The following is a 15930-nucleotide window of genomic DNA, read 5'->3' on the forward strand; positions in this document are numbered from 1 at the left end:
ATATGGGTTCGTATGTGGAGATCGAATATCCAAAATATGTTCTTGCTCTAAATGATCTTTGCGCCATTTTAGCACTCAGATAATAGAGGGAGAGAGTCATGCTGCTTAATAAAATCAGTTGTTTGAGCGTGTTGGCGGGCGTCATGTTTCTGGCGGGCTGCGTCGCCGAAGGTGGGCCGGATTATCGGCCACCAGTCAGGCCGGGGCCATCACAGCCGCAAATGTGCCCGATGATTTATGCGCCGGTTTGTGGCGAGCGCGGTTCGTCGCGAAAGACTTTTGGCAATGCCTGCCAAGCCCGTGCTGATGGCTATCGGATTGTTGGAAACGGCCAGTGCAGTTCAAGACCTATTACGGGGCCGGGTTCCGGCTGGGGAGGTGAGCGCCCGGGGCGGCCTCCACACCAAGGCAATAGACCCGGTCGTCCGGGCGCTGGTGCTTGCACGCGCGAATTTATGCCGGTCTGTGCCCGCAGAGGGAGTGTTACACAGACATTCTCAAACCGCTGTGAAGCGGAACGCGCCGGCTATCGCATTACGAATGGCGGGCAGTGCCGGTAAGTAAACTAAGCAATAGAAGGAGCGGCTGTTAAAGGCCGCGCTTTCTAGGCGGCGGTTTTCGCAGGCTGTTGCTTGCCGAAGCGGTTGATATTGGTGTCTCCCCAATCTTTCAAAGCAAGCAGAATGGGCTCGATGCTGCGCCCCAGCGGCGACAGGCTATATTCAACCTTTGGCGGAACCTGCGCATAGACCTTGCGGTCAATCAGGCCGTCTTCTTCAAGCTCGCGCAGTTGATTTGTCAGCATACGTTGCGTCACGCCGGGTATCTGGCGTCGCAATTCATTAAACCGCAGCGTTCCATCCAGGAGATGAAATAGCACAACACTTTTCCATTTACCGTCGATGAGGCCGATCGCCGCCTCAACGGAGCAACCGGGGCTGCAATCAAAACGGGAATGCTTAACCTTGGTCATAAGTATCCTATATATACTAAGTACAAAACACGACACTATGTGCAATTTTTGTGCGTATTTTCATTTTCTGATTGTAGTCTAATATTTGTTCCATAGCAAATGGAGCAAAGACTATGAAAGCTGTTGCCTATCAAACCGCCGGCAAACTGGATCGCGCAGATTCACTACGGGATGTCGAACTGGAGAAGCCTGTTGCGAAAGGCCGCGATCTGTTGGTGCAGGTCGAAGCCATTGCGGTTAATCCGGTTGATTATAAAATCCGCAAAGGCGTTTCGGCAGAGCCAGGCCAGTGGAAAGTGTTGGGCTGGGACGCTGTTGGGACTGTGGTTGAAACCGGTGAAGCGGTAGAGAATTTCAAGATTGGTGATAAAGTCTGGTATGCGGGTTCGTATATTCGACAGGGAGCCAATAGCGAGTTTGGTCTGGTTGACGAACGTATTGCGGGAACGCCGCCTGCGTCGATTTCCAACAGTCAGGCTGCTGGCCTGCCGCTGACATCAATCACCGCGTGGGAAATGCTTTTTGACAGGCTCGACATTCGTAAGCCAGTGCCAGGTGCTGCCAATGCTGTTCTTATTATTGGCGGAGCAGGCGGTGTTGGCTCAATAGCCATTCAGCTGATACGCGCTTTGACGGAGTTGACGGTGATTGCCACTGCCTCGCGCCCTGAAACACAGGATTGGGTGAAAGAGCTCGGCGCACATCATGTCATCGATCATAGCAAGCCTCTGGCACAACAGGTCGAGGCTTTGGGGATTGGTGCGCCGGCTTTTGTGTTCTCCACCACGCAGACGATGGATCACTTCAATGAGATTGTGTCATTGATCGCGCCACAGGGGCGGTTCGGCTTGATTGACGATTTCGATACTTTTGATGTCGCGCCGCTGAAACGTAAGTCAGTCTCAATCCATTGGGAGATGATGTTTACACGTCCGGTTTTTGAAACGGCGGATATGAATGAACAGGGCAAACTTCTGAATGAAGTTGCACGGCTGATCGACGCAGGCAAAATCAAAACGACGGTGACGGAAGTTATGTCACCAATAAATGCCGTTAATCTTAAAGCAGCGCATGGCGTGCTGGAAAGCGGTAAGGCCAAAGGCAAGATCGTGCTTGAAGGCTGGTAAACAGCCCTCAAGCTGAGTGATGTTACCGCCCCGGTCGGCCAGTTTTGCCGGGGCGACGTTTTTTGCGGGCTGCTTCAGCCGGGTCTTCATAGGAACCGACGCCAGCGCGTTCGCGGCGGATGATCGCATCATTCGCACCCGCTGGTTTTTCCGTGCGCTTGACGGTCATTTCATCCAGCGTATTCTTGCGGAAAAGCGGCTTTGCCATATCCGTGCCGGGACCCATATTGTCGAGCGACGGCTTAGCGAAAAGCGACTTTTTCGGCTCCGCATCGACCGTGCGATGAACCTTCCGGCCAGCATTGTGGCGGCCTTTGGTGCGACCCGTGACCGGGCTTTCAAGCTCCACTTCGCGCGCCAGCGGATCGTCTGAAATCGCCAGTTCCATTTCACGCAGACGCTTGATCTCGTCGCGCAGTCGAGCGGCCTTCTCGAAGTCGAGATCGGCAGCTGCATCACGCATCTGCTTTTGCAGATGTTCGAGATGGGCGGTCAGGTTGTTGCCCATCATCGCGCCTTCTTCGGCAAAGCCGGAAATATCTGCGCGGACGTGATCCTGTTCATAAACGGAATTCAGAATGTCCGTGATATTCTTCTTCACCGAGGCAGGCGTGATGCCATGCTCCAGATTATATGCTTCCTGCTTTTCGCGACGGCGGCTGGTTTCATCCATCGCGCGCGTCATGGAGCCGGTGATGTTGTCGGCGTAAAGAATGACCTTGCCGTCAACGTTACGCGCTGCACGACCAATGGTCTGCACGAGTGACGTTTCCGAACGCAAGAAACCTTCCTTGTCGGCATCGAGAATGGCGACGAAACCGCATTCGGGAATATCAAGACCTTCGCGGAGCAGGTTGATACCCACCAGCACATCGAATGCGCCAAGGCGCAGGTCGCGGATAATTTCGATACGTTCCAGCGTGTCGATGTCCGAGTGCATATAACGCACGCGAACGCCTTGTTCGTGCAGATATTCGGTCAGGTCTTCGGCCATGCGCTTGGTCAGCACCGTGCAGAGCGTGCGATAGCCCTTGCGTGCGGTTTCGCGAATTTCGCCCAGCACATCATCCACCTGATTTTTCGCAGGACGCACTTCCACTGGCGGATCGATCAGGCCGGTTGGGCGGATAACCTGTTCGGCAAACACGCCGCCAGCTTCTTCCATTTCCCATTTGCCCGGCGTTGCCGAAACCGCGATGGTCTGCGGACGCATGGCGTCCCATTCCTCAAAGCGCAGAGGGCGATTGTCCATGCAGGAGGGCAGGCGGAAGCCATATTCGGCCAGCGTTGCCTTGCGCCTAAAGTCGCCGCGATACATGCCGCCAATCTGCGGAACCGTGACGTGGCTTTCATCGAGGAAGACGAGCGCATTGTCCGGGATATATTCAAACAGGGTCGGCGGTGGTTCACCCGGCTGACGCCCTGTCAGGTAACGCGAATAGTTTTCGATGCCGTTACAAACGCCGGTTGCTTCCAGCATTTCGAGGTCAAAAGTGGTGCGCTGTTCAAGGCGCTGTGCTTCGAGCAAACGGCCTGCATTGTTTAACTCAACAAGGCGATGCTGGAGTTCGTTCTGGATGGACTTGATTGCCTGATTCAGCGTCGGGCGCGGCGTTACATAGTGCGAATTCGCGTAAATCTTGACCGATTGCAGATCGCCGGTTTTCTGGGCGGTCAGCGGGTCAAATTCAGCGATGGTTTCGATCTCATCACCAAACAGCGAAATACGCCATGCGCGATCTTCCAAGTGGGCCGGGAAGATTTCAATCGTATCGCCACGCACGCGAAACGAGCCGCGCACGAAGTTGATGTCCTGCCGCTTATATTGCTGGGCCACGAGATCGGCGAGAAGCTGGCGCTGGTCGAGACGGTCGCCAATCTTCATCTCAAACGTCATGGCGGTGTAGGTTTCGACGGAACCAATACCGTAGATGCAAGAGACTGATGCGACGATAATCACGTCATCGCGTTCGATCAGCGCGCGTGTCGCTGCGTGGCGCATCCGGTCGATCTGTTCGTTGACGGTCGATTCTTTTTCGATGAACGTATCAGACCGCGCCACATAGGCTTCCGGCTGATAGTAGTCGTAATAGGAAACGAAATATTCGACAGCATTGTTCGGGAAGAAGTTTTTGAACTCGCCGTAAAGCTGCGCTGCCAGCGTTTTGTTTGGCGCAAGAATGAGCGCAGGTCGCTGCGTTTCCTGAATGACCTTCGCCATGGTGAAGGTCTTACCGGAGCCGGTGACGCCGAGCAGAACCTGTGTGCGGTCTTGATCTTCTAGCCCACTGACCAGATCGCGAATGGCGGTTGGCTGATCACCGGATGGTTCAAAGCTCGATTCCATCTGAATCGAAATGCCGCCTTCCGACTTGGGTGGTCGGGCAGGGCGGTGCGGCGTCCATAGCTCGCCATTCTTGAACAGCGGATTGCCCGATTCAATCAGGTCTGACAGTGCCTGTACGGTCGCGGTCGCGCCCGTAGGGTTGAGCGCCGTGGCCTCTTCGAGGCTCATGTCGAGGCCCGAAACCGGATTAAGGCCAGCAGCCGCACGTTCTTTGGCTGATGCAGCGCCGCCAATAGATGTCCCGCGAGAACTACGCGAAGATTCTTTGCTGCGTTCAGGCACCTTTTTAGGCGCCTTCGCCGCTTTGGCTTGTGGCTGAGGCTTGTCGGCCTCTTCACCTATATCTTTTGCCCAATCGGAGATTGAGCCTGAAAGCGGGGTGCCTGACAAACCGCGCTGTGGCACTTCGCCAAAGCCGCGTGTTTCGTCTTGCGAATCCTGAGTGTATTTGTCTTTTGAGGAGGCCATGCACACAATATGGAATTTCGCAGCACAAATGAAAAGGGTGCAGCGATTAAAACCGCCGCACCCCTTATCAGAATTGTGTGGCTCCTGACATCAGGCTGTCAGGAGGCGTCACCTACCATCGTCCTCTTGGACGCCAGCGATCGCCCGGACCGTAGAAATTTGGGTGGTAACCGGGATGGTCACGCCAGCCGGGACGATCACCCCAATGTGGCCTTGGCTGCCCCCATTGACCGGGACCGCGCCAACCCGGACCCGGGCGAACTGGACCGGGGCCCCATCCTGGCCCCCAGCCCGTATTGTAGGGGCGTCGCCCCCAGCCCCAGCCGGGACCATCATCCCAGCGATTGTTGTTGTTGATTGCCGAGCCAATTACGAGTCCAGCAATGAGTGGAATGCCAATGGCTGCTGCTGAAGGACCGAAATTATCATTGGTAGTATATCCGCCGCCCGTTTGCACGGCGATGTAGCGGGACGACGCCCAACCATCAAGACCGCGGTAATTGACACGGCACCAGCCATATCCGTTGGTGCAGCCTGCCACACCAATGACAACGCCATTTGGGATGCGTCCCATAGATTGATATTGTGTACCGGGGCCGGTACGAAGATTTATAGTAGCTGTCGCTAAACCGCTGGCCGCTTCGGCATTGCTTTCAAATAAAAGTCCTAATGCAACAATAGAAGATGTTATTATTGTTTTCATTTGAATATCCTTATATTTGTATATAAATCTAGGATACTATCTTTTTATTATTTTTACTTTAACGAATCAAACTTGTTCTACTATGATGATTAATAATTGTAATTTTACTCGATTTTTAAATGATAGATTTTATCGCATGGCTGCGGTGCGCATGTCGCACTTTTCGTCTTTCGCGGCTTGCCGCATAATTCACCCGACTCTTTTAGGTGATCGAAGGAAACATTGATGATTGATTTGAACGCGCCAAAGGGCATGTTGACCGTGCGTACACAGGCCATGCCGAATGATACCAACGCAGCGGGCGATATTTTCGGTGGTTGGGTTATGGCGCAGATGGATATTGCAAGTGCTATTCGCGCTTCAGAGCGTGCCAAGGGGCGTGTTGTAACGGCGGCTGTGCGCGAAATGTCGTTCGCGAAGCCAGTCAAGATTGGTGATGTTCTTTGTGTTTACACTGAAATCACGCGTGTTGGGCGCACGTCGATCACGCTTCGCGTTGAAGCGTGGGCACAGCGTTATCTCGCCGAAGAGATGGATCTGGTGACACATGGTGAGTTTGTTATGGTCGCGCTCGACAAGACCGGCCAGCCAACGCCGGTTCCTGCGGAATAATAATGTAAAGCCCGGATATGTCCGGGCTTTTTGCTATTTGCAGGCGCGATAACCGCTGCGGCGCTGCATCAGATCGAAGTGAAAATGATCCGCGTGTTCGCGGTTATAGCCGGGTCCGAGAACGGTGGTGAAATAAGAGCAAGCATCGGAGCGCACGCTGTTGAGCAAGCCTTTTTCGCGGAAGGCGAAGAAGCCGGGTTTGCGAACGGTGATGCTCTTGCCGTTGTTCAGAACGATTTTCGTAACATCGATGGCATTGCCACTGGAATGCTCCGACATTTTCGCGCCGCGACGATGGTTCATCGTGCGGCAGGAATAACCACCCGCATTGTGGATCGTGTTGATACCGGAGAGATAACGCAGCCGCGCTGAAGGTTGCAGGTCGCCCTTGATCCAGCGTGCGAAGGCTTCCGTCACCTCACAGTTCAATGTTGCTGCTGGCTTGAAAGCGATGTTGCCGCTGTTGAAGCCGCGCACTTCAATCGGGTTGTTGATGCGACAGCTTCCACCCTGATTGATCGGCGATTTTTCGGTGAAGACGACACCAAGACGCTTGAGGCGTGTTCGGCAGGCGGCTTCGGAATTCGACATCGCATAAATGTTTTCAACCGTGCTGACAGGATTTTGCACTGGTGTGGCAAAGCCATAGTCGCCCGCGTAATGCGGCTGGCTTTGTGTTGTCATTTCATTGGCGTTGTTTTCGATTTCCTCAGCGAGACCAACAACACGCGGCTCGCGTGGGGCTTGCGGCGGCACGACGATATCTGCATTGGCAATGTCTGCCTGCGGTCGCGGCGGACGATCACCCGAACAACTGGCTAAGAGTGTCAAAAGTGCAAGACCTGTCGGCAATGCAAGACGATGAAAGCGGTTGGACAACGCAAAACTCATGTCCCTGCCTTTCATTCTGGAAACGGTTCTGCCCACATATTAGACCATAAGCGTAAACGAACAGTCAGTGCCGCTGTTAAAGCCTATGGCGATAATCGGGCAGTTCGTGGTCATAAGATTGGCGAAATCTCCATGTCACTCTGCTAACACTATCTTGCGGTTGAGGGCCAGACCGCGACATGATCCTTCCGGTCCCCAAAGTTCTTCCCATGTCAGCACTCATTTCGCCAAGCGTTTTGCCGATTCTGCTTCTCATCGGCTCAAACGTATTCATGACCTTTGCCTGGTACGGGCACCTGAAATTCACCAGCACGCCGCTGATAACAGTGATTTTCATCAGCTGGGGTATCGCGCTGTTTGAATATTTTCTGGCTGTACCCGCTAATCGTATCGGGCATGAAGTCTATTCAGCTGCACAGCTCAAGACGATGCAGGAAGTTATCACGCTGGTGATTTTTAGCCTGTTCTCGATTTTTTATCTCAAAGAAGCTTTCACGTGGAATCACGTGATGGGCTTTGCGCTGATAGCCGGTGGTGCAGCACTGATTTTTCGAGGCTAGTTTTACTTTTCGCACTTTTGCTGGAAATGCAGGGTTATTCAGCCGCTGCTGGGATTGGTTCCGCTCTGCGTTTCCAGAACATCGGAACCAATTCCACTGCCATCATTGCGATAAACAATAGCCCGCAGCCTATGAAGCCAATGAATGTCAGGCGGTCGCCGAGGAAGATCGCGCCAAACATCGCGGCAAAGATTGCTTCGGATGAGAGGAAAATCGCCGCCTGTGCAGACGTTGTGTAGCGCTGGCCGATAGCTTGCAGCGTGAATGCAACGCCTGATGAAAACACGCCGGTAAACAGCAGTTCTTTCCACGTCAGTGCAATAAAGTTCCAATTGATGTCTTCAACCACCACGGCAATCGCCAGCCCAGCCACCGCAGCGGTGGCAAACTGCACGCAGCTCAGTGTTATTGGTCGGCCTGCACGATTGGCACGGCTGATGAGCAAAACCTGCATTGCCCAAAACACTGCGCCAATGATGACGAGCCAGTCACCTTGTTTGAGCGCGCTTAAAGTGCCGCCGGATAGCAGAAATATCCCTGCAAGACAGGCAACAGCGCTTGGCCAGACGATTGGATGCGGCCAGTTGCGAAACACAATGACACCTAGCACCGGTACCATCACAACATAAAGGCCGGTGAGAAAGCCTGCATTGGTGACAGACGTGGTGATCAAGCCGATCTGTTGCAGGACAAGGCCGATAAACAGCATCGAACCAACAAACATAAAGTAAAGATAGTTCGAGCGTTGCAGCCTATGGGGTGAGCGTCTGCCTTCGGCAATCGACCATGGCAGCACAGTGACTGCGGCGATCGCCGAACGGACACCAATAAACAGAAATGGACCAATGCTGGCCATCGCGGTTGATTGTGCGACAAAGCCCATACCCCAAATGACGCCCGCCAGAAGAAGGAGTAGATTTGCCTGAACGCGTGTCATCATTGCCTCATAAATGCGGGATCAGGTTAGCGGCTTGGCGCGTCATCCCTTCGCGGCTATGCTATAGGCAATAGTCGATAACGGCGGCAAGGGATTTCCTTGTGCGGCGTGTTTGGGAACGCTTTTTCGGGAGGGGCTACGTGTTTTTTTTTCTCACTAGAAACAAAGCCATTCTGGCAGGAGCTGCGCTTGCAGCTGTTTTGGCCAATGCTGGTCCTGCTACTGCTGCTTTCAAGCAAATTCGCGATAGCTGGGTTCAGTGCGATTTTGCTTCAAATTGCACACTTGCACTTAAAAGTACGGATAATGGTCCGATATCGTTCAGCCTTTATCGCAGTAGTGCAGTTAATTCGCAGCCCTCGTTGCGTCTGTCGGGGTTTGATCAAGGCGCTAAGGCTGGCAAAATTGCGGTTGCTGTTGATGGCAAACAGGTGATTTCTTTCGACCTTTCGGCGCTAAAACTTGATGATGGCCAAGGCTATTATGAAAATGCAGCAGACGTAAAAAAGCTGATTGATGCCATGAAAGCCGGTCAGAAGCTGACGCTGCAATTCAATAACAAGACCTACAACTATTCGCTCTCAGGTTTTGTTGGCGGGCTGATCTATATGGATGACCAACAGGCGCTCAGTGGCACTGTTGCGGCGTTGCAGAGCAAGGGCAATAAGGCGGCTCCGCCCGCTCCAGATGTTTCACAGATAACAACGATTAATGAACTGCCAGAGTCCATTCGTAAAGATTTCAGTGGCGAGGATTCGATTTGTGGCACTGACGACGGAGATCCCTTTCAGAATGGTGGCGGGTTTAATGCAAAAATAACTGATGGCACGAACCTCATTGGAGTGCCGTGCGGTTCTCCGGGCGCCTATAACCAGCCCTATGCCTTTTACAGCCAGTCGGATGACAAGGTGGTTCCGATCTCATTGCCGACCATTTCCGATGATGGTCCGAGCACCGTTGATCAAGCTTGGAATATCGACTGGTCGCAATCATCCAAGACACTGACCGCCTTTTTCAAAGGTCGTGGCATTGGTGATTGCGGAACCTATGATGTCTGGAAAGCGACTGACGACGTGGATGGCAAGGTCCGCTTCGTGCTTCTTGAGGAGCGCTCGAAAGGCGATTGTGACGGCAATTATGCCGGTGGCCCCGAAAAATGGCCTGCAAGCTGGCCTGTCTCGAAAAAATAGCGCGATTTCCGCGCATAATTAACAGGCAGAAATTTTTGTTCGTGAAATGATCTTTTAAAATGCTATAGTTTCACCAACATCTCTTTGAACGGTTCCGAAGCGATTGCTTCGGGGACCGTTTTCTTTTTGTGTGCCGCCGGGTGATTTCATCTGTCGGACGGTGGTTTTGTCTCCAGTGTGAAGCAAAATCAGGCGGGCAATCAAACTGCCGTCGCATTTAATCCCGGAGGGAAGTGCGGCGGGCGATGGAAAGGACTGGACTGGGTATGGAAAAGTTCCCGATGACCCCTAGCGGTTTCGAAAACCTCAAGGAAGAACTGCGCACGCGTCAACAAGTTGACCGCCCACATATTATTGAGGCGATTGCTGAAGCACGTGCGCATGGCGATCTTTCCGAAAATGCGGAATATCACGCAGCGAAAGAAGCACAGAGCCTGAATGAAGGTCGCATCAACGAGTTGGAAGATCTCGTTGGTCGCGCAGAAGTCATTGATGTTACGAAGCTTTCCGGCGACAAAATCAAGTTTGGCGCCACCGTCACGCTGATCGATGAAGAGAGCGAAGAAGAAAAAGTCTATCAGATCGTTGGCGACCAGGAAGCCAATGTGAAGCAGGGGCGCATTTCGATTTCTTCGCCAATCGCACGCGCACTGATCGGTAAGGGCGAAGGCGACACGATTGAAGTTAACGCGCCGGGCGGTTCGCGTTCATATGAGATCATCAGCTTCAAGTTTATCTGATGTCTGAAGTGACGGTCCCTGTCGGTGAGGTTGAGGTCATTGCGCCTAATTTCAAGCGCCGCCTTTCAGGTGTGACTTCAACCATAGTGCAGCTCATCCCTTTGCAACGTGCAAAGGGATTGGGCATTGCCACAATGGGACCGGGACTGCCTGAGAGCCTTCCGCATCTTGGCTGGTCGGCTCTTTTCTCCTTCTGGAAAAAGCCCGTAAAGCGACGCTTTCGCATTTGGCATGCGCGCCGCAACATTGAAATGCTGGCCGGAATTTTTATGCGTGACGTGCTGCGCATGAAGCTGCGGCTGGTGTTTACATCGGCTGCACAACGACATCACAAGCCTTTCACCAAATGGTTGATCCGCCGCATGAATGCGGTGATTGCGACCAGTGGCCGCTCGGGAAGCTTTCTTGAAGTGCCGCATGATGTGATTATGCATGGCGTTGATCTTGAACGTTTTCATCCGCCAGTCGGCGAGGATGATCAGTTCAGTGCATCAGGCTTGCCGGGTAAGTATGCCATTGGTTGTTTTGGGCGTGTGCGTCATTCCAAGGGCACTGACCTGTTTGTCGATGCGATGATTGCGCTTTTGCCAAAATATCCGGAATGGACAGCAATCATTACTGGCCGCACCACGTCTGAGCATCAGGCTTTTGAAGATGATCTTAAAGCGCGTATTGCGGCGGCTGGCTTGCAAGATCGTATTCGTATCCTTGGCGAAGTGCCGGATGTGCGCATCTGGTATCGGCGCTTGACGCTCTATGTTGCCCCGTCACGCAATGAAGGTTTTGGGCTGACGCCGCTGGAGGCAATGGCTTCACAAACCGCTGTCGTTGCAAGTGATGCTGGCGCTTATGCGGAAATGATTGTCGAAGGCACGGGCAGTTTTGTTGCTGCGGGTGACGGCAATGCGTTGCGTGATGCAATCGAGCCATATCTGGCGGATCCAGCGATGGCTGAGCGTCATGGTGAAAATGCGCTAACATATGTGCGCGAAGCGTTTCCGCTCGAAAAAGAGGCCGCTGCAATCAGCGCGGTTTACGAGCGCGTATTTAATAGCTGACTTCTTGTCCAAATAAAAAAGCGACTGCGCAGGACATAGTCGCTTTTCTTGGAATTTGATCTGATCAGAGAATCATCAGAGGTTCGTCTTTAACGGGACGAATGGTCAGCGCTGTGCGGACTGAGTCCACATTAGGCGCTGCTGTCAGTTCTTCGATAACGAAGGTCTGAAACGTGTTAAGATCGCGTGCAACGCAATGCAGCAGGAAGTCAGATTCGCCTGAAACCATCCATGCACGGCGTACCAACGGCCACTGCTTTGTCTTCTCCGCAAAAGCCTTCAAATCGGCGTCTGCCTGACGATGCAAACCAACAGAACAGAAGGCGACAAGATCCTGACCGAGTGCGTTGCCGTTAAGGATGGCACGATAGCCACGAATGACGCCGCTCTCCTCAAGTTTGCGCACGCGGCGCAAGCAAGGAGGGGCGGAAATTCCGACCCGTTCAGCGAGTTCGACATTGGTGATGCGCCCGTCATTCTGGAGCTCCCGAAGGATTTTCCAATCGATGTCGTCCAGATCAGCCTTAATAGGCATATAAAACTCCGCGCAAGGAAATTTCAGTCAATTGTAATTTTAAAACACTCAGCGCCATTATAGCGCAATACTATCTTGCTCATACCAAAAGAAACGACTGGATGTAAACCATCTAAAGAGTTGTTAGCGCATCCAGAAAGTGCGTGTGAACAAGATAAAGATTGTGATGAGCTCGAGACGGCCAACCAGCATCAGGAATGAAAGCACCCAGAGTGCCGGATCGTGGATGGTCGAGAAGTTGCCGACCGGGCCGATGACGTCGCCAAATCCCGGTCCAACATTGGATAGTGCGGTCAGTGCGCCGGTGAAGGCCGAGACGAAATCCAGGCCGAGAGATGCCAGCAGAACCGCGCCGATAACCAGCGAAGCAATATAGAGAAACAGATAGAGCAGGACGTTCTGTGCGATCTCGCCGGAGACTTCGGAAGAACCGTACCGGATTTTGATGACCGCGTGCGGCATCACGAGGCGCGCGAGATTGGCTCTGGTCAGGCTCCATAGTATGATCAAACGGTTCATTTTGATGCCGCCTGAGGTCGAGCCTGCACAGCCGCCAAGGAAACAGGCGAGGAAGAAGATGCCGATGGCTGGCGGTCCCCACATCGAATAATCTTCTGTTGTGAAGCCGGTTGTCGTGATGACCGAGACAAAATGAAACGATGCTGCAATCAGCGCGTCGCCAAATGGAATATGCGTGCCAAGGCGTAAGACGACCGCAAGAATGAAGCTGAAACCAATCACGATGGTGAAAAAGAGCTTCACCTGCGGATCTTTTAACAGTTCGGTGCGCCGCGGCATGAAAGCTTTGATGTAGAGAATGAAGGGCAGGGCCGATAGCACCATGAATATGGTCGAAACCACTAGCAACATTCGGTTGCCTTCATAATAGGCAAACGAGTTGTCGTGGGTAGAAAAACCTGCGGTGGCGACAGTTGCCAGACCATGATTGACCGCATCGAAGATGCTCATGCCGACCGCAAAATAAGCGATCATGCAAGCAGCTGTCAGGCTGAGATAGGCTATGACGATGCCAAGCGCGATCTGATTCATACGCGGCAAAATCTTCTCAGACTTGTCGGAGTTTTCCATATGGAAAAGCGCCAAGCCACCAGCGCGCAGCGATGGCAGCATCAAAAGCGCTAAGCCGATGAAGCCGACGCCTCCGATCCAGCATAAGAGTGAACGCCAGAGCAGAATGCCGCGCTGCATATCATCAAGACCGGTCAGAGCGGTCGCACCCGTCGAGGTGACGCCTGACATCGCTTCAAAGAATGCCGTCGCATAACTGATCGGCAGATGTGAGAAATAGAGCGGGATCGAGCCAAGAAAGCTTGCTGTCAGCCAAAGACACGCTGTCAGCAGAAAGCCAAGGCGCGGGGTAAAGCGCGTATTCTGGTTTTGTGTGGCGAGCAGAATCAGCAACGATAAAGCGCCGGTTGCCGCAGCTGATCGGATAAAGATCAGCCAATCGTCACTGCCGTCGCGCAGGTCGATAGCCGCAGGCAGCAGCATTGCAACAGCCATAACGAGGCCGAAACGCGCACAGATATTGGCGACTGTCTTATAAATGGCGGTCGGCTCCAGCGTTTTTTGAAAGCGCCCAGCGTCTTTTATAAACGCGATGTATTCTGTGTCTTTAACGCGGGAATTTGCCCGCTGCAATGCACCTGTGACTTATAGGCTTGCTGAAAGGTCACAAGCTGTGGGCTAAGGCCGACAAACGCCGCTCAAACCTTGCAAAGGCGGGTTTGTGAACCTACCTTGTCAAACAATATCAGGATATTGGCAAAGCAGGGTGCAGGATCGTTTTTCTCACTTGCCGAAAATGGCCTGAAACGATTTTTGGACCGGAGATTTCCCTATGTCACAGCGTCACGCGCCCGTTATCATCATCGGCTCAGGTCCGGCGGGTTATACCGCCGCAATCTATGCAGCGCGTGCGATGCTTAAACCGATCATCATCACAGGTTTGCAGCAGGGCGGTCAGTTGATGATCACCACTGATGTTGAAAACTATCCGGGCTATGCCGAACCTGTTCAGGGTCCATGGATGATGGAGCAGATGGCAACACAGGCTGAAAAAGTCGGCGCGGAAATTGTCTATGACATCATCACTGAAGTTGACACCAAATCGCGTCCCTTCCGCCTGATTGGCGATGGTGGCACGGTTTATACCTGCGATGCGCTAATTATCGCGACCGGCGCACAGGCCAAGTGGCTTGGTCTTGAAAGCGAACAGACGTTCATGGGCGGCGGCGTTTCTGCTTGTGCGACCTGTGACGGTTTCTTCTATCGCGGCAAGGATGTTGTGGTTGTTGGTGGCGGCAATACCGCTGTTGAAGAAGCACTTTATCTTTCGCATATCGCAAAGAGCGTGACAGTTGTTCACCGCCGTGAAGGCTTCCGCGCTGAAAAGATCATGCAGGATCGCCTGCTGTCGCGTGAAAATGTCAATGTTGTCTGGAACAGCGTGATCGATGAAATCGTCGGCACAGAAGCAAAGCCACCAGTGGGCGCGACGGTGACCGGTGTGCGCCTCAAGAACATTGTTACAGGCGAAACGCATATTCTCGATGCACATGGCGTTTTCGTCGCCATCGGTCATGCTCCTGCCGTTTCTTTGTTCGAAGGCAAGCTTAAGCAGAAGCCAAACGGTTATCTGTGGACTGCGCCTGATTCGACGGCGACGGATGTTCCGGGCATTTTTGCTGCTGGTGACGTTACCGATGATATTTACCGGCAGGCAGTGACTGCCGCTGGTATGGGCTGCATGGCGGCGCTTGAATCCGAGCGCTATCTGGCTGCACAGGAACCGCTGCACGAAGCTGCGGAGTAATGAGAGGGGGAGAAGGTGGTTGCACCACTCGACTGGGATAAACTGCGCATATTTCATGCCGCCGCGGAAGCGGGGTCGTTTACCCATGCCGCACAGACATTGCATCTGTCGCAGTCAGCTATTTCGCGCCAAGTCAGTGCGTTGGAACAGGATGTGGGAGTTCCGTTGTTCCATCGCCACGCTCGTGGCCTTATTCTGACGGAGCAGGGCGAAACGCTCTATCGCACAGCGCATGACGTGCTGATGAAGCTCGAAAATGTCCGCTCCAAGCTTGCAGAGAGCAAGGAAAAGCCGACAGGTCGCCTGCGCGTGACCACAACGGTTGGTCTTGGTTCTGGCTGGTTGATCGAGCGTATTCAAGAGTTCGTCGAGCTTTACCCGGATATTCAGTTGCAGCTTATCCTCGACAATGAGGAACTGGATCTGACCATGCGCCACGCGGATTGCGCAATTCGTTTGCGTCAGCCGCAGCAGCCGGACCTGATCCAGCGTCGCCTGTTCACCGTGCATATGCACGTCTATGCATCGGCGGGTTATGTTTCCAAGCACGGGAAGCTCAATTCCATTGAAGAAATCGACCAGCATCGCGTGGTGACGTTCGGTGAGCCTGCGCCAAGCTATCTGACTGGGCTCAACTGGCTGGAAATTGCCGGTCGTACAGATGGCAGTTCGCGTATTCCGGTTTTGCAGGTCAATAACCTTCTGTCGGTGCGTCGTGCTGTGCAGCGTGGCGTCGGCATGGCAGTTTTGCCTGATTATATGGCCGACAAGGAATCCGGTCTGGTGCAGCTTTTGCCCGATCTTGAGGAAATTCCATCCTTCGACACGTTCTTCTGCTACCCGGAAGCGTTGAAGAATTCGGCCAAGCTTCATGCGTTCCGCGACTTCCTGTTTTCAAAGGCGCGTAACTGGACCTATTGATCTGTTTCAAAGGTCGAGAAAAGGCCGCGTGA

Annotated in this window: 16 protein-coding genes; 9 read left to right on the plus strand and 7 right to left on the minus strand. The window is 53.2% G+C overall.

Annotated features, from left to right (window positions below):
- Positions 1 to 98: 98 nt before the first annotated feature.
- Positions 99 to 560 carry a Kazal-type serine protease inhibitor domain-containing protein gene (locus WH356_RS13370; protein ID WP_339511561.1) on the plus strand — a complete coding sequence of 154 codons (462 nt, stop codon included), beginning with the start codon at positions 99 to 101 and terminating at the stop codon, positions 558 to 560.
- 44 nt (positions 561 to 604) lie between these two features.
- Here WH356_RS13370 and WH356_RS13375 read toward each other — a convergent pair whose 3' ends face one another.
- Positions 605 to 973, minus strand: coding sequence for a winged helix-turn-helix transcriptional regulator (locus WH356_RS13375; RefSeq protein WP_339511563.1), 369 nt, complete (start codon positions 971 to 973; stop codon positions 605 to 607).
- 113 nt (positions 974 to 1086) lie between these two features.
- On the opposite strand from WH356_RS13375, the gene WH356_RS13380 reads away from it, so the two are divergent.
- Entirely contained in the window at positions 1087 to 2100 is a 1014-nt protein-coding gene (locus WH356_RS13380) for a zinc-binding alcohol dehydrogenase family protein (RefSeq protein ID WP_339511565.1), read from the plus strand.
- 22 nt (positions 2101 to 2122) lie between these two features.
- Here WH356_RS13380 and uvrB read toward each other — a convergent pair whose 3' ends face one another.
- Both uvrB and WH356_RS13390 read right to left on the minus strand, forming a co-directional pair.
- Positions 2123 to 4915: an excinuclease ABC subunit UvrB gene (uvrB, locus tag WH356_RS13385; protein ID WP_339511567.1), complete on the minus strand. Its 2793-nt coding sequence runs from the start codon at positions 4913 to 4915 to the stop codon at positions 2123 to 2125.
- Between the two features lie 112 nt (positions 4916 to 5027).
- Positions 5028 to 5618, minus strand: a complete 591-nt coding sequence (locus WH356_RS13390) for an SH3 domain-containing protein (protein ID WP_339511568.1) — start codon at positions 5616 to 5618, stop codon at positions 5028 to 5030.
- Positions 5619 to 5843: 225 nt separating this feature from the next.
- On the opposite strand from WH356_RS13390, the gene WH356_RS13395 reads away from it, so the two are divergent.
- Positions 5844 to 6230, plus strand: coding sequence for an acyl-CoA thioesterase (locus WH356_RS13395; RefSeq protein ID WP_339511569.1), 387 nt, complete (start codon positions 5844 to 5846; stop codon positions 6228 to 6230).
- Positions 6231 to 6263: 33 nt separating this feature from the next.
- Here WH356_RS13395 and WH356_RS13400 read toward each other — a convergent pair whose 3' ends face one another.
- The gene (locus WH356_RS13400; protein ID WP_339511571.1) at positions 6264 to 7121 is read right to left on the minus strand and encodes an extensin-like domain-containing protein; all 858 of its coding nucleotides are present in this window, start codon (positions 7119 to 7121) and stop codon (positions 6264 to 6266) included.
- Positions 7122 to 7330: 209 nt separating this feature from the next.
- Between WH356_RS13400 and WH356_RS13405 the strand changes: the two genes are divergently transcribed.
- Positions 7331 to 7681 carry a DMT family protein gene (locus WH356_RS13405; protein ID WP_339511780.1) on the plus strand — a complete coding sequence of 117 codons (351 nt, stop codon included), beginning with the start codon at positions 7331 to 7333 and terminating at the stop codon, positions 7679 to 7681.
- Positions 7682 to 7715: 34 nt separating this feature from the next.
- Here the strand turns inward: WH356_RS13405 and WH356_RS13410 are convergent, their stop codons facing one another.
- Positions 7716 to 8618: a DMT family transporter gene (locus tag WH356_RS13410; protein WP_339511782.1), complete on the minus strand. Its 903-nt coding sequence runs from the start codon at positions 8616 to 8618 to the stop codon at positions 7716 to 7718.
- A 140-nt stretch (positions 8619 to 8758) separates the two neighbouring features.
- On the opposite strand from WH356_RS13410, the gene WH356_RS13415 reads away from it, so the two are divergent.
- The 3 genes from WH356_RS13415 (at position 8759) to WH356_RS13425 (ending at position 11606) form a co-directional block, all read left to right on the plus strand.
- Positions 8759 to 9808 (plus strand): DUF1176 domain-containing protein, encoded by a 1050-nt coding sequence (locus tag WH356_RS13415; protein WP_339511573.1) that lies wholly within the window; start codon positions 8759 to 8761, stop codon positions 9806 to 9808.
- 266 nt (positions 9809 to 10074) lie between these two features.
- Entirely contained in the window at positions 10075 to 10548 is a 474-nt protein-coding gene (greA, locus tag WH356_RS13420) for a transcription elongation factor GreA (RefSeq protein WP_339511784.1), read from the plus strand.
- Entirely contained in the window at positions 10548 to 11606 is a 1059-nt protein-coding gene (locus WH356_RS13425; protein ID WP_339511575.1) for a glycosyltransferase family 4 protein, read from the plus strand. Before greA ends, WH356_RS13425 begins: the two co-directional genes overlap by 1 nt.
- A gap of 64 nt (positions 11607 to 11670) precedes the next feature.
- On the opposite strand, the gene WH356_RS13430 is transcribed toward WH356_RS13425, so the two are convergent.
- Together WH356_RS13430 and WH356_RS13435 are read right to left on the minus strand one after the other, a co-directional pair.
- Complete coding sequence (locus tag WH356_RS13430) at positions 11671 to 12141, minus strand: Lrp/AsnC family transcriptional regulator (RefSeq protein ID WP_007875947.1); 471 nt, start codon at positions 12139 to 12141, stop codon at positions 11671 to 11673.
- A 123-nt stretch (positions 12142 to 12264) separates the two neighbouring features.
- Positions 12265 to 13665 (minus strand): TrkH family potassium uptake protein, encoded by a 1401-nt coding sequence (locus WH356_RS13435; protein ID WP_339511786.1) that lies wholly within the window; start codon positions 13663 to 13665, stop codon positions 12265 to 12267.
- A gap of 337 nt (positions 13666 to 14002) precedes the next feature.
- On the opposite strand from WH356_RS13435, the gene trxB reads away from it, so the two are divergent.
- Positions 14003 to 14977 carry a thioredoxin-disulfide reductase gene (trxB, locus tag WH356_RS13440; protein ID WP_339511577.1) on the plus strand — a complete coding sequence of 325 codons (975 nt, stop codon included), beginning with the start codon at positions 14003 to 14005 and terminating at the stop codon, positions 14975 to 14977.
- A gap of 15 nt (positions 14978 to 14992) precedes the next feature.
- Positions 14993 to 15898 (plus strand): LysR family transcriptional regulator, encoded by a 906-nt coding sequence (locus tag WH356_RS13445; RefSeq protein WP_339511579.1) that lies wholly within the window; start codon positions 14993 to 14995, stop codon positions 15896 to 15898.
- Positions 15899 to 15930 lie beyond the last annotated feature (32 nt).

Source organism: Ochrobactrum sp. MYb379, from assembly GCF_037479515.1.
Taxonomy (GTDB): domain Bacteria; phylum Pseudomonadota; class Alphaproteobacteria; order Rhizobiales; family Rhizobiaceae; genus Brucella.

What these genes read in the sequence shown, in the direction of transcription:
- uvrB (WP_339511567.1), bottom strand. Translation starts at nt 4,915, where the DNA reads ATGGCCTCCTCAAAAGACAAATACACTCAGGATTCGCAAGACGAAACA.
- WH356_RS13430 (WP_007875947.1), bottom strand. Translation starts at nt 12,141, where the DNA reads ATGCCTATTAAGGCTGATCTGGACGACATCGATTGGAAAATCCTTCGG.
- WH356_RS13425 (WP_339511575.1), top strand. Translation starts at nt 10,548, where the DNA reads ATGTCTGAAGTGACGGTCCCTGTCGGTGAGGTTGAGGTCATTGCGCCT.
- WH356_RS13380 (WP_339511565.1), top strand. Translation starts at nt 1,087, where the DNA reads ATGAAAGCTGTTGCCTATCAAACCGCCGGCAAACTGGATCGCGCAGAT.
- WH356_RS13370 (WP_339511561.1), top strand. Translation starts at nt 99, where the DNA reads ATGCTGCTTAATAAAATCAGTTGTTTGAGCGTGTTGGCGGGCGTCATG.
- WH356_RS13435 (WP_339511786.1), bottom strand. Translation starts at nt 13,665, where the DNA reads ATGGCTGTTGCAATGCTGCTGCCTGCGGCTATCGACCTGCGCGACGGC.
- WH356_RS13390 (WP_339511568.1), bottom strand. Translation starts at nt 5,618, where the DNA reads ATGAAAACAATAATAACATCTTCTATTGTTGCATTAGGACTTTTATTT.
- WH356_RS13395 (WP_339511569.1), top strand. Translation starts at nt 5,844, where the DNA reads ATGATTGATTTGAACGCGCCAAAGGGCATGTTGACCGTGCGTACACAG.
- WH356_RS13405 (WP_339511780.1), top strand. Translation starts at nt 7,331, where the DNA reads ATGTCAGCACTCATTTCGCCAAGCGTTTTGCCGATTCTGCTTCTCATC.
- greA (WP_339511784.1), top strand. Translation starts at nt 10,075, where the DNA reads ATGGAAAAGTTCCCGATGACCCCTAGCGGTTTCGAAAACCTCAAGGAA.
- WH356_RS13375 (WP_339511563.1), bottom strand. Translation starts at nt 973, where the DNA reads ATGACCAAGGTTAAGCATTCCCGTTTTGATTGCAGCCCCGGTTGCTCC.
- WH356_RS13400 (WP_339511571.1), bottom strand. Translation starts at nt 7,121, where the DNA reads ATGAGTTTTGCGTTGTCCAACCGCTTTCATCGTCTTGCATTGCCGACA.
- trxB (WP_339511577.1), top strand. Translation starts at nt 14,003, where the DNA reads ATGTCACAGCGTCACGCGCCCGTTATCATCATCGGCTCAGGTCCGGCG.
- WH356_RS13410 (WP_339511782.1), bottom strand. Translation starts at nt 8,618, where the DNA reads ATGACACGCGTTCAGGCAAATCTACTCCTTCTTCTGGCGGGCGTCATT.